We start from the raw sequence: 12,918 nt of genomic DNA, 5'->3' as shown, positions 1-12,918 counted from the left end.
CCGGCCGTCGGGGATCAGGCGAAGGTCGCCAGCAGGGCGTCGGTCAGGCCCGGCACCAGGTCGGGGCCGGTCAGCACCTCGCGGGCGGTGTCCTTCGAGCGCAGCCGCAGGGCGATCTCCTTCTTGCCGTCACGCAGCACGGCGGCGGTGATCCGCACCTCCTCGCGCTTGGGGTGGTTGGCCACCCACTCGGCGAGCTGGGCGTCGCTGGCGTTGCGCGGGCGGGACTGCTCGGCGCCCGGCGGCAGCATGAGCCGCTCGACCACCAGGGCGCAGCCGGCCACGGCGTCCGGCCAGGCGATGGTGCCGAGGAACTTGTCGAGCTCCATGCCGGCCGGCAGCTCGTCCTGCTCGACCGGGGTGAGGCCGGCCTCGTCGCTGTCGGCGAGGCCGAGCTGCTTCGCGATCCGCGGGTCGGCCTTGCGCAGCGCGACGCTGTCCACCAGGGCGAACAGGCGGGCCGGGAGGTCCCAGCCGAGGGTGGCGGCGTACTCGTCGATCTCCAGGGCGGCCCGGGTCAGCGGGCTGGCGGCCGGGAGCTTGGAGACGTCGTCGGGGGAATTGGAGGCATCGGACATGCCTCAATCCTCACACGCCGGGGCCCCCGGGCGGCGCCACGGCTCCTGCGGGGTCGGAGTAACCGTCTGCTAACGGTGGGAACTCGGCCAAAGCCTGGTTTAGTTTCACTGACGACCGACCGACCGACTCCAGACGACACAGCCGAGGTGCCACCGTGGTCTTCCAGATGCCGGAACGCTCAGGGCCGGGATTCCGGCGAAGGGTAGGCCCGCCCTCCCGGCGTGCGCGGGTGCTCCTGCTGACCCTGGGCGTACTCGCGGCGCTGTTCCTGCTGTTCGTCATGTTCTCCGGGTTCTGGACGGACTGGCTCTGGTTCAAGTCGGTCCACTACTCCTCGGTGTTCACCACCCAGCTGTGGACGAAGATCGGCCTGTTCGCCGTGTTCGGCCTGTTCATGGCGGTGATCGTCGGCTTCAACCTCTGGCTGGCGCACCGGCTGCGGCCGCCGCTGTCGGCGATGTCGGTGGAGCAGCAGAGCCTGGACCGCTACCGGTCCGGGCTGGCCCCGTTCAAGCGCTGGACGCTGATCGGGATCTCGCTGGTGATCGGACTGGTGGCCGGTGCCGCGGCCTCCGGCCAGTGGCGGACCTGGCTGCTCTGGACCAACGGGACGTCCTTCGGCGTGAAGGACGCGCAGTTCGGCATGGACGTCTCCTTCTACGCCTTCGAGCTGCCGTTCTACGAGTTCGTGCTCGGCTTCGCGTTCAGCGCGGTGATCGTCTCGCTGCTGGCCTCGGTGCTGGTGCACTACCTGTACGGGGGCCTGCGGCTGCAGGGCCCGGGCCGCCGGGCCAGCGCCGGTGCGCAGGGCCACCTCGCGGTGCTGCTCGGCGTCTTCGTGCTGCTGAAGGCGGCGGCGTACTGGCTGGACCGGTACGCACTGGCGGTGAAGACCGGCTCCTACAAGGGGGTCAGCGGCTGGACCGGCCTGCGCTACGTGGACGCCAACGCGTTCCTGCCGGCCAAGACCATCCTCTTCTTCGTCGCGATCATCTGCGCGGTGCTCTTCTTCCTGACCCCGATCCGCCGCACCTGGGCCCCGGCCCTGATCGGCCTCGGGCTGATGGTGCTGTCGGCGGTGCTGATCGGCGGGCTGTACCCGGCGATCGTGCAGCAGTTCCAGGTCAAGCCGAACGAGCAGGCCAAGGAGACGCCGTACATCCAGAAGAACATCGACGCGACGCGGCAGGCGTACGGGATCGCGGACAGCCAGGTCAGCACGTACAACCCGGCGAACGCGACCAGCGCGGACGCGCTGAGGCCGGACGCCCAGACCATCACGGACATCCGGCTGCTCGACCCGAACGTGGTCGGCCCGACGTTCCAGCAGAACGAGGCGCTGCGCAAGTACTACGCCTTCCCCAAGTCGCTGGACGTGGACCGGTACGGCGACCAGGACACCGTGCTGGGCGTGCGCGAGCTGGACCTCAACGGCATCCAGCGGAACTGGATCAACGACCACTTCAACTACACCCACGGCTACGGCGTGATCGCGGCCAAGGGCAACCAGGTGGACTCCAACGGCAACCCGGTCTACACCGAGTCCGCGCTGCCGACCAAGGGCGCGTTCGGCCCGTACCAGCAGCGGGTCTACTACGGCGAGAAGACCACCACGTACTCGATCGTCGGCGGCGGCTACCGGGACATCGACTACACCGCCGAGGACGGCACCCCGGTCCACTCCACCTACGACGGCGGCAGCGGCGTCTCGCTGTCCAACCCGCTCACCCGGGCCGCGTACGCGGTGAAGTTCGCCGAGCCGCAGATCCTCTACTCCAGTGCGATCAAGGACGGCGCGAAGGTCATCTACGACCGCACCCCCAAGGAGCGGGTCGAGAAGGTCGCGCCCTGGCTGTCGATCGACGCCGACCCGTACCCGGTGGTGCAGGCAGGCCCCGACGGCCAGCCGGGCAAGGTGGTCTGGGTGCTGGACGGCTACACCACCTCGGACGGCTACCCGTTCTCGTCCAAGACGACGCTGGGTGACGTCACCAAGGACTCGCTGACCAACCAGCGCGGTGAGCTGCTGACCGCCGCCAACCAGGTCAACTACATCCGCAACTCGGTCAAGGCCACCGTGGACGCGTACACCGGCGAGGTGACGCTCTACCAGTGGGACGAGAACGACCCGGTGCTGAAGACCTGGATGAAGGCGTTCCCGGACAGCGTCAAGGCGAAGGCCGAGATCCCGGACACGCTGATGCCGCACCTGCGGTACCCGCAGGACATGTTCAAGGTGCAGCGCGACCTGCTCGCCGAGTACCACATGACCGACGCCGGCGGCTTCTTCAACGGCACCGACATCTGGCAGGTGCCGGCCGACCCGACCACCAACACCAACGAGGTCCAGCCCCCGTACTACCTGACGGTCCGGATGCCCGACGCCACGGCCGCGAGCTTCTCGCTCACCACGTCGTTCACGCCGAGCGGGCGCGACAACCTGGCCGCCTTCATGTCGGTCAGCGCCGACCCGGGGCCGGACTACGGGAAGATCCGGATCGCCAAGATGGAGGCCGACTCCCGGGCGCTCGGGGCGAAGCAGGTCCAGGCGAAGTTCAACTCGGACCCGTTGGTGGCCAACCAGCTCACCCTGCTGAAGACCGGTACCGACTCCGACATCGAGTACGGAAACCTGCTGACCCTGCCGGTCGGCGGCGGCCTGCTCAACGTCGAGCCGGTCTACCTGATCGGCCGCAGTGCCAAGGTGCCGGTGCTGAAGAAGGTGCTGGCGACCTACGGCAACGAGAACGCGGTGGTCGCGGTCGAGGACAACCTGGAGAAGGCGCTGGCCAAGGTGCTCGGCGGTGCGGTGACCGGGGCTCCGGTCACGCCCACCGCGCCCGGAACCACCACGCCGACCACGCCCACCACGCCCACCACGCCGACCACCCCGACCACCCCGACCACGCCCGGCACTCCGGTCTCGCCGGAGCTGCAGAAGGCGATCGCGGACGTGGTGAAGGCGCACAACGACAGCGACGCCGCCGCGAAGGGCGGCGACTGGGTGGCCTACGGGCAGGCCCAGAAGGCGCTGGGCGAGGCGATCAAGGCGATGGAGGCGGCACAGCAGAAGGGCGCCGCCACTCCCGCGCCGAGCGCCACGCCCACCACGGCGCCGACCGGCACGCCGGCTCCGGCCCCGACGGGCACGCCGACCGCGAGCCCCTGAGCAGCGACAACCGATTCCTGTTCCACCTCGCACCCGTGCTATGGTTTAACCACCGACGCGGGGTGGAGCAGCTCGGTAGCTCGCTGGGCTCATAACCCAGAGGTCGCAGGTTCAAATCCTGTCCCCGCTACTCAGTAGCACGAAGGCCCGGAGGATCTCCTCCGGGCCTTCGGCGTTCCCCCGTGTCGTCGCCGGGGGGAGTGTGGGCCCGCTCCGGTACTATCGACCGTCGCCAACGACGCCGGCATCGGGGTTTGTGGGACCGGAGTGTCGGGAAATCGACAAAGCGCCGAAGCAATTCCGTCGGCTTCGGGTCCGCCCCGCCGATTTCGGCCGGGGCAGGTGTACGCGGGTTGCGGGTGATGCGACGATGGGACACATGGGGGACGTTGCACGGCCGCTGACCGGCCGTCGGTTCGGGCACGTCGCCTCGGGATCCCGCCGGCCGCAGGCTGGGGGATGCTGCCGCGACACTCTGGGGGAGCGGGAGTCGGCATGAGGCTGATCGGCAGGAACGGACCAGGATCCAAGCCCGCTGCGGCCACCGAGGCGGACACCGACGCCTGGGCGGAGAGCCCCGAGAACCACCCCGGCGCCCTGCCCGCGCAGCGCACCAGCGGACTGTCCGAGCGCCGGCCGAGCGGCTACGGTCCCGACAGCCTGGTGCACGTCTCGGCCCGTCACTTCACCGCCGCCATCGGCCCGTACGGCGCGATGACCGAGCCGGCCGACGGCGCGGACGCGGCCGGCGCGGACGGCATCGACTCCACCAGCTTCGAGACCGCGCTGGCCGCGCGCGAGCAGGCCGCCCTGGAGGCCCGGCACCGTCAGGCCGCCGACGACGGCGACCCGGAGGCCGCCGGCCGGCTGGGCACGCTGCTGCTGCGCCGCGGCGACCTGGAGGACGCCGAGCCGTACCTGCGCAGCGCCGCCGCGGCCGGGCTGCGCGCCGCCGCCAACAACCTCGGCGTGCTGCTGCACCAGCAGGGCCACCGGGCCGAGGCCGCGCAGTGGTGGCGGCAGGCCGCGGTGGCCGGCAGCGCGCCCGCCGCGCACGCACTCGGCCTGCAACTGCGGGACCAGGGCGAGGAGGAGGCCGCCGAGTACTGGCTGCACTTCGCCGCCGACCACGGCCACCCCCTGGGCGCCTACGCCCTGGGCGACCTGATGGAGCACCGCCGGGACGTGCGCGCCGAGCGCTGGTTCAAGGTGTCCGCGGACGCCGGGCACCGGGAGGCCGCCTACCGGCTGGCCCGGATGCGCGAGGCCGCCGGGGACAAGGAGACCGCCGAGACCTGGTACCGCACCGCCGCCGCGCGCAGCCACGCCCGCGCCGCGCTGCGCCTCGGCGTGCTGCTGGAGGAGCGGGCCCGGACCGACCAGTCGCTGCTCGACGAGGCCGCCCGCTGGTACCGGCAGTCGGCGCAGAACGGCGAGCCGCGCGCGGCCTGCGCGCTGGGCTTCCTGCTGCGCGACGCCGGCGACCTCGCCACCGCCGCCGAGTGGTGGCAGGAGGCCGCCGAGGCCGGCGACGGCAACGCCGCCAACGCCCTGGGCGCGCTGCACGCCTCCCGCGGCGAGGACGCCGAGGCCGAGCGCTGGTACCGCGGCGCGCTGGACGCCGGCGACCAGAACGGCGCCTTCAACCTGGGCCTGCTCTGCGCCGGCGCCGGGCGCGACCAGCAGGCCGAGCAGTGGTACCGCCGTGCCGCGTACGCCGGGCACCGGGAGGCCTGCAACGCGCTGGCCGTGGTGCTGCTGCAGCGCGGGGACGAGTCCGGTGCCGAGCCGTGGTTCTCCAAGGCCGCCGAGGCCGGCAGCGTGGACGGCGCCTTCAACCTCGGCGTCCTGCACGCCGGGCGCGGCGAGCACCGGCAGGCGCAGGAGTGGTACGCGCGGGCCGCGGCCGAGGGCCACGGCGAGGCGGCGCTGCAACTCGCGGTCGTCCAGGAGCAGCGCGGCAACCTGGCGGGCGCGCTGGAGCGCTACCGGCAGGCGGCGGCCGGCGCCTCGGCCGAGGGGGCGTTCCGGCTGGCCTCGGTGCTGGACCGGCGCGGCGACGCGGACGAGGAGGCCGAGCACTGGTACGCGGTGGCGGCCGACGCCGGGCACCGCCGGGCGCAGGTGCGGATGGGCGTCCGGGCGGCGGAGCGCGGGGCGCTGGAGATCGCGGAGAGCTGGTACCGGCGGGCCGCCGAGGCGGGCAGCCGCAGCGCGGCCTTCAACCTGGGCCTGCTGCTGGCCCGGCAGGACAGTGAGGCCGAGGCGATGCTCTGGTACACGCGGGCCGCCGACGCCGGCCACGGCCGGGCGGCGCTGCGGCTGGCGCTGCTGGCGCTGCGCCGGGGCGAGCCGGTGCAGGCGGAGAACTGGTGCCGCCGGGCCGCGGACCACGGTCCGGCGGAGGTCGCCGAGCGCGCCGGCCGGCTGCTGGGTGCGCTGCACGCCGAGCTGAGCGCCTGACGGGTGGTCGGGGGCCGGCCCCTCAGGGTCTGTTCGTGCAGTCCGGGCAGAGCCCGCGGTAGGTGATCTCGGCTCCGGAGAGGGCGAAGCCGAACCGCTCGGAGTCGGGCAGCGCGGCCAGCGGGTCGCCCTGCGGGTGCACGTCGCGGATCGCGCCGCAGCCGGAGCAGACCAGGTGCTGGTGGGCGTGGTGCGCGTTGGGGTCGTACCGCTTGGCCCGGCCGTCGGTGGCGACCTCCAGGACCTCGCCGAGGCAGACCAGCTCGCCGAGCGTGTTGTAGACCGTCGCGCGGCTGATCTCGGGCAGCCGCTCCACGGCACGGGCGTGCACCTCGTCAGCAGTGAGGTGCACGTGTTCACCGTTCAGGACCTCGGCCACGACCCGGCGCTGCGAGGTCAGCCGCCACCCACGTCCGCGAAGTCGTTCCAGCAGGTCAGTCATGGCTACAGGGTAAGTGACGCTCCGAGATTGGTTCCAGTGTTGACTTAGACAAAGTCCAAGTTAGGATCGATTCTGTCACGACCGGATCACGCGGATCACGCGGAGGCACCCTCTTATGACCACCCAGGACGAGCTGCGCCCCATCCTCACCACGGAGTCGGGTGCCCCCGTCGCCGACAACCAGAACACCGAGACCGCGGGAATCGGCGGCCCGGCGCTCATCCAGGACCAGCAGCTGTTCGAGAAGCTGGCGCACTTCAACCGCGAGCGCATCCCGGAGCGCGTCGTGCACGCCCGCGGCGCCGCCGCGTACGGCACCTTCACGGTGACCGCCGACGTCACCGCCTACACCCGGGCCGCGTTCCTCTCCGAGGTCGGCAAGGAGACCGAGACCTTCCTGCGGTTCTCCACCGTGGCCGGCAACCTCGGCTCGGCCGACGCCGTCCGCGACCCGCGCGGCTTCGCGCTGAAGTTCTACACCGAGGAGGGCAACTACGACCTCGTCGGCAACAACACCCCGGTGTTCTTCATCAAGGACGCCAGCAAGTTCCCGGACTTCATCCACACCCAGAAGCGGGACCCGTACACCGGCTCGCAGGAGGCGGACAACGTCTGGGACTTCTGGGGTCTGTCGCCCGAGTCCACCCACCAGGTGACCTGGCTGTTCGGCGACCGCGGCATCCCGGCCAGCTACCGCCACCTCAACGGCTACGGCTCGCACACCTACCAGTGGCAGAACGAGGCCGGCGAGTACTTCTGGGTGAAGTACCACTTCAAGACCGACCAGGGCATCAAGAACCTGACCCAGGACGAGGCCAACAAGCTCGCCGGCGAGGACCCGGACAGCCACCAGCGCGACCTGCGCGAGGCGATCGAGCGCGGCGAGTTCCCGACCTGGACGGTGCAGGTCCAGATCATGCCGGCGGCCGACGCGGCGGGCTACCGCTTCAACCCGTTCGACCTGACCAAGGTCTGGCCGCACGAGGACTACCCGCCGATCGAGATCGGCAGGCTGGAGCTGAACCGCAACCCCGACAACGTCTTCGCCGAGGTCGAGCAGTCGATCTTCTCCCCGGCGCACTTCGTGCCCGGCATCGGCCCGTCCCCGGACAAGATGCTGCAGGGCCGGCTCTTCGCGTACGCGGACGCCCACCGCTACCGCGTCGGCATCAACGCCGACCACCTGCCGGTGAACCGCCCGCACGCCACCGAGGCGCGCAACAACAGCCGCGACGGCCACCTGTACGACGGCCGCCACGGCCGCCAGAAGAACTACGAGCCGAACAGCTTCGGCGGCCCGGTGCAGACCGGCCGTCCGCTCTGGGCGGCCGTCCCGGTCACCGGCGCCACCGGCAACCACGAGGCCCCCTCGCACGCCGAGGACAACGACTTCGTGCAGGCCGGCAACCTCTACCGACTGTTCTCCGAGGACGAGAAGCAGCGGCTGATCGCCAACCTGGCCGGCTTCATCGCCAAGGTCTCGGCCGACCGCGACGACATCGTCGAGCGCGCGATCGAGAACTTCCGCAAGGCCGACGCCGACTACGGGCAGCGGCTGGAGGCGGCGGTGCGGGAGCTGCGCAAGCAGCAGTAGCACCCCGACGAGCAGCGGGCCCGGTGACCAGAGGACTGGTCACCGGGCCCGCACCATTGCCCGGGGGACGCCGCGTGCAGGAGATCAGACGCTCAGACGGCGCAGGGCCTCGTCGTGCAGCAGGCCGTTGGTGGCGACCGCGTCGGCGCCGCCCGGGCCCGGGACGCCGTCCAGGCCGGTGAAGCGGCCGCCGGCCTCCTCGACGATGATGCAGTTGGCGGCCATGTCCCAGAGCGAGAGCTCGGGCTCGGCGGCGATGTCCACCGCACCCTCGGCGACCAACATGTAGGACCAGAAGTCGCCGTAGGCCCGGGTGCGCCAGCAGGCCCGGGTGAGGTCCAGGAAGGGGTCGAGCCGGCCCCGCTCCTCCCAGCCGGAGAGCGAGGAGTAGGAGAACGAGGCGTCCTCCACCCGGGAGACGCCGGAGACCTGGATCCGGTTGGCCTTGGCCAGGCTGCGGCCGGCGAAGGCGCCGAGGTCCTTGGCGGCCCACCAGCGGCGGTTCAGCGCCGGGGCGGAGACGATGCCGACCACCGGGCGCTCCACACCGTCCGGGCCGTCCTCCAGCAGGGCGATCAGGGTGGCCCAGACCGGCACGCCGCGGATGTAGTTCTTGGTGCCGTCGATCGGGTCGATCACCCAGCGGCGCGGGCCCGAGCCCTGCAGACCGAACTCCTCGCCGAGCACCGCGTCGCGCGGCCGGGCGCGCTGCAGCACGCTGCGGACCAGCTCCTCGGCGGCCTTGTCCGCGTCGCTGACGGGGGTGAGGTCGGGCTTGGTCTCGACCTTCAGGTCGAGCGCGCGGAACCGCTCCAGGGTGACCGAGTCCGCCGAGTCGGCGAGGACGTGGGCGAGTCGGAGGTCGTCGTGGTAATCGGCCATGTCCAAGACCCTAGCGAGCCCACCCGGATCGGGACAGTCGGGCTCGCGGAGCGGACGGCCCCGGCCCCGGGCGGGGTGGCGATCAGTGCGAGCCGCTGAGCTGGAGGCCGATCACGCCGGCGATCACCAGGGAGATCGAGACCAGCTTGAGCACCGAGGTGGACTCGTCCAGGAAGGCCATGCCGTAGATCGCGGTGCCGGCCGCGCCGATCCCGGTCCAGACCGCGTACGCCGGGCCGACCGGCAGGCTCTTCAGGGAGAGGGTCAGCAGGCCGAAGCTGCTGAGGGCGAAGACGCAGAAGCTGACGGTGGGCCAGAGCTTGGTGAAGCCCTCGCTGAGTTTGAGGTTGATCGCGAAGCCGGTCTCCAGCAGGCCGGCCAGGATCACCAGGGCCCATGCCATCGCGTCTCTCCCTGTCGATCGACGGGCCGGACCGCGACCCGGCCCGACTTTCCTATGATCGCCAGGCCGGGGCGGTCCGACACCTGGAACACGCGAGAACGCGGGTGCCGACGGGCGGTCAGTCGCCCTCGCGGGTCTCCTTGCTGGCCAGCAGCCGGCGCAGCGAGTAGAGCCGGGCCGGCTCGGCGTGCCCGTCCGCGACCCAGGCGTCCAGTGCGCAGTCCGGCTCGTCGTGGCTGCACGCGCGCGGGCAGTCGACGGTGCCGGGCTCCAGGTCGGGGAAGGCGTGGATGACCCGGGACGGGTCGATGTGCGAGAGGCCGAAGGAACGGAACCCCGGGGTGTCGATCACCCAGCCCGGGTCGAGCGCCTTCTTCGAGCCCGGCTTGGCGCCCGGGGGCGGGGGCAGCCGCAGCGCCAGCGCCGAGACGGTCGTGTGCCGGCCGCGGCCGGTCACCGCGTTGACGTGCCCGGTGGTCCGTTGCCGCTCCGGCACCAACGCGTTGACCAGCGTGGTCTTCCCGACGCCGGAGTGCCCGATGAACACCGTCGAACGGCCGCGCAGGTACGCGCGCACCGCCTCCGCGCCGGTGGTGGCCAGCTCGTCCCGCCGGGTCACCACGTAGGTGATGCCCAGCGGCGCGTACGCCTCCAGCAGCGGGGCCGCCGGTGCGAGGTCCGACTTGGTGAGGACCAGCAGCGGTTCCATCCCGGCGTCGTACGCGGCCACCAGGCAGCGGTCGATCAGCCGGGGCCGGGGCTCCGGGTCTGCCAGGGCGGTGACGATGGCCAGCTGCTCGGCGTTGGCGACGACGATCCGCTCGTACGGGTCGTCGTCGTCCGCGGTGCGCCGCAGGACCGAGCTGCGCTCCTCGACCCGGACGATCCGGGCCAGCGTGTCGGCGTCTCCGGAGAGGTCGCCGACGATGTTGACGACGTCACCCACGACGACGCCCTTGCGGCCCAGCTCGCGGGCCTTCATGGCGACGATCTCGCGCTCCTGCTTCGTTCCGGCGTCCACCAGACAGGTCAGCCGGCCGCGGTCGACGGTGAGCACCATCGCCTCGGCCGCGTCCTCGTGCTTGGGGCGGATCCGGGTCCGCGGCCGGGAGCCCCGGCGCGCGGGGCGGTTGCGGATGTCGTCCTCGTCGGCGTCCTTGCCGTAGCGGCGCATGTACCCAGTCTCCCGCTCAGCCGCCCGCCACTGCCCCGGTGAGCAGCTCGTCCCACATCTTGGGGAAGTCCGGCAGGGTCTTCGCGGTGGTCGCGACGTTCTCGACCTGGACACCCTCGACGGCCAGGCCGATCACGGCGGCCGCGGTGGCCAGCCGGTGGTCCTCGTAGGTGTGGAAGACGCCGCCGTGCAGCGGGCGCGGGCGGATCCGCAGACCGTCCTCGGTCTCGGTGACGTCGCCGCCCAGGTCGTTGATCTCCTTGGCGAGCGCGGCGAGCCGGTCCGTCTCGTGCAGCCGCAGGTGGGCGATGCCGTAGAGGTGGGACTCGGAGTCGGCCAGCGCCGCGACGGCGGCGATCACCGGGGTCAGCTCGCCGACGTCGTGCAGGTCGGCCTCGATGCCGTGGATCCGGCCGGTGCCGGTGAACTGCAGGCCCTCGTCGGTGAACTCGCAGACGCCGCCCATCCGGGTGTAGATCTCGCGCAGCTGGTCGCCGGGCTGGGTGGTGTGCTTCGGCCAGTCGCGGACGGTGACCCGGCCGCCGGTGACCAGGGCGGCGGCGAAGAACGGCGCGGCGTTGGAGAGGTCGGGCTCCACCACCATGTCGCGGCCGATCAGGGCGCCGGGGGTGACCCGCCAGACGTCCTTCTCGCCGCCGTCCTCGGGCGCGTCGACCTGGACGCCGGCCAGGCGCAGCATCTCGACGGTCATCCGGATGTGCGGAAGCGAGGGGACCGGGCCGCCGACGTGCCGGACCTCGACGCCGTTGTTGTAGCGGGCACCGGAGAGCAGCAGCGCCGAGACGAACTGCGAGGAGGACGAGGCGTCCAGCTCGACCGGGCCGCCGTCCAGCGCGCCGGTGCCGTGCACGGTGAGCGGGAACGCGCCGCGGCCGCCGTCGTCGATCCGGGCGCCGAGCGCGCGCAGGGCGTTGATCACGCCGTGCTGGGGGCGCTCGTAGCTGCGCGGGTCGCCGTCGAAGTGCACCGGGCCGTCGGCGAGGACGGCGAGCGGCGGGAGGAAGCGCATGACGGTGCCGGCGTTGCCGACGTCGATCGAGGCCGGGCCGCGCAGCGCGGGGGCGGGAATGACCCGCCAGGCCTCGCCGCCGCCGGTGCCACCGGTGTCGTTGTTGACCTGCTCCTCGATGCCGACGCCGAGGGCGCGCAGGCCGTCGGCCATCAGCTGGGAGTCGCGGCTGCGCAGCGGGCGCCGCACCCAGCCGGGCTCGTCGGCGAGTGCCGCCAGCACCAGGGCCCGGTTGGTGACCGACTTGGAGCCGGGGATGGTGACGGTGGCGTCAACGGGGGTGGTCGCGACGGGGGCGGGCCACAGGGTCTCGGTCATGGGGCAAGTTTAGGGGCCGTACCGGAACTGTCCCCTCGGCGGCCGGATGGCGGGACTGTTGACTCGCCCGCTCGCCTCCGGGGCGGGAGGGCGCTCAGAACGATCCGGGGCCCTCGGGGAGGAGCCAGTGCGCGCCGACGGCCAGGCAGACGAGTGCGGTGACCAGGAAGAGCGTGACCCAGGCGAGGCCCGGGACACCGGTGAGCCGGGCCAGCTGGTCGGCGTCGGAGTCGCCGCCCTGGCCGCGGCGGCGCTGGTGCTGCAGCTCAAGCACCGGCCGGACGGCGCCGAACAGCAGGAACCAGCTGCCGAGGTAGGCGAAGCCGGCCTGGACCTCGGTGGTTCCGAACCAGGAGACCAGGAAGAACGCGGCCCCGGCCAGGACGACGGAGAGGAAACCGAAGGCGTTGCGGATCCGCACGAGCAGGGCCAGCAGGAGGGCGATGGTCAACCAGAGCAGCAGGGTGATCCGGTCGGCGGCGAGCAGGGCGGCGCAGCCGAGCCCGAGCAGGGCCGGGGCGATGTAGCCGGCGGCGGCGGTCACCACCATGCCGGGGCCGGTGGGCTGGCCGTAGGAGAGGGTGAGACCGGAGGTGTCGGAATGCAGCCGGATGCCGGCCAGCGTGCGCCCGGTGAGGAGGGCGGCGAGGCCGTGGCCGCCCTCGTGGGCGATCGTGACCGCGTTGCGGGTCACCCGCCAGACCGGCCGGGCGGCCACCGCGAGCAGGGCGGCGGCGCCGGTGGCGAGGACGAGCCAGCCGGGCGGGGCGGGCTGGGCACCGGTGACCCGGTCCCACAGCGCGCCGATGCTCTGTGCGTCCATGTCCGTCTCCGCCTCCGTTCACCCGGGCCGGGGGTCGGCGG

At 72.3% G+C, this 12,918-nt stretch carries 10 protein-coding genes and 1 tRNA gene; 4 read left to right on the top strand and 7 right to left on the bottom strand.

The genetic code is table 11. The features are described from left to right. Window positions 1-14: 14 nt before the first annotated feature. Window positions 15-578 carry a PPA1309 family protein gene (locus tag ACF9IK_RS13455; protein WP_395294448.1) on the bottom strand — a complete coding sequence of 188 codons (564 nt, stop codon included), beginning with the start codon at window positions 576-578 and terminating at the stop codon, window positions 15-17. A gap of 167 nt (window positions 579-745) precedes the next feature. Here ACF9IK_RS13455 and ACF9IK_RS13450 point away from each other — a divergent pair, with 167 nt between their 5' ends. The 3 genes from ACF9IK_RS13450 to ACF9IK_RS13440 all read left to right on the top strand — a co-directional run bounded on the left by ACF9IK_RS13450 (window position 746) and on the right by ACF9IK_RS13440 (window position 6,211). Next, window positions 746-3,748, top strand: coding sequence for a UPF0182 family protein (locus ACF9IK_RS13450; RefSeq protein ID WP_395298564.1), 3,003 nt, complete (start codon window positions 746-748; stop codon window positions 3,746-3,748). Window positions 3,749-3,804: 56 nt separating this feature from the next. After that, window positions 3,805-3,878, top strand: a tRNA-Met gene (locus ACF9IK_RS13445). 584 nt (window positions 3,879-4,462) lie between these two features. Then, window positions 4,463-6,211: a tetratricopeptide repeat protein gene (locus ACF9IK_RS13440; protein WP_395298563.1), complete on the top strand. Its 1,749-nt coding sequence runs from the start codon at window positions 4,463-4,465 to the stop codon at window positions 6,209-6,211. A gap of 22 nt (window positions 6,212-6,233) precedes the next feature. Here the strand turns inward: ACF9IK_RS13440 and ACF9IK_RS13435 are convergent, their stop codons facing one another. Further along, on the bottom strand, window positions 6,234-6,653 hold the full coding sequence (locus tag ACF9IK_RS13435; protein WP_313765449.1) for a Fur family transcriptional regulator: 420 nt from the start codon (window positions 6,651-6,653) through the stop codon (window positions 6,234-6,236). A 115-nt stretch (window positions 6,654-6,768) separates the two neighbouring features. On the opposite strand from ACF9IK_RS13435, the gene ACF9IK_RS13430 reads away from it, so the two are divergent. Further along, entirely contained in the window at window positions 6,769-8,247 is a 1,479-nt protein-coding gene (locus tag ACF9IK_RS13430) for a catalase (RefSeq protein WP_395294447.1), read from the top strand. A gap of 84 nt (window positions 8,248-8,331) precedes the next feature. Here the strand turns inward: ACF9IK_RS13430 and hisN are convergent, their stop codons facing one another. The 5 genes from hisN to ACF9IK_RS13405 form a co-directional block, all read right to left on the bottom strand. Further along, window positions 8,332-9,129 carry a histidinol-phosphatase gene (gene hisN / locus ACF9IK_RS13425; RefSeq protein WP_395294446.1) on the bottom strand — a complete coding sequence of 266 codons (798 nt, stop codon included), beginning with the start codon at window positions 9,127-9,129 and terminating at the stop codon, window positions 8,332-8,334. Between the two features lie 82 nt (window positions 9,130-9,211). Next, a complete protein-coding gene (locus tag ACF9IK_RS13420) occupies window positions 9,212-9,532 on the bottom strand; it encodes a DMT family transporter (RefSeq protein WP_395294445.1) in 321 nt (106 codons plus the stop codon). A 118-nt stretch (window positions 9,533-9,650) separates the two neighbouring features. Continuing rightward, a complete protein-coding gene (gene rsgA, locus ACF9IK_RS13415) occupies window positions 9,651-10,706 on the bottom strand; it encodes a ribosome small subunit-dependent GTPase A (RefSeq protein ID WP_238950220.1) in 1,056 nt (351 codons plus the stop codon). A gap of 16 nt (window positions 10,707-10,722) precedes the next feature. Next, window positions 10,723-12,054, bottom strand: coding sequence for a 3-phosphoshikimate 1-carboxyvinyltransferase (gene aroA / locus ACF9IK_RS13410; RefSeq protein ID WP_395294444.1), 1,332 nt, complete (start codon window positions 12,052-12,054; stop codon window positions 10,723-10,725). Between the two features lie 94 nt (window positions 12,055-12,148). Further along, on the bottom strand, window positions 12,149-12,877 hold the full coding sequence (locus ACF9IK_RS13405; RefSeq protein ID WP_395294443.1) for a M50 family metallopeptidase: 729 nt from the start codon (window positions 12,875-12,877) through the stop codon (window positions 12,149-12,151). Window positions 12,878-12,918 lie beyond the last annotated feature (41 nt).

The sequence above is a fragment of the Kitasatospora hibisci genome, from assembly GCF_043950205.1.
Lineage (GTDB): Bacteria > Actinomycetota > Actinomycetes > Streptomycetales > Streptomycetaceae > Kitasatospora > Kitasatospora hibisci.
The sequence above is the reverse complement of the archived record's forward strand: the minus strand, read 5'-3'. Positions and strand labels throughout refer to the sequence as shown.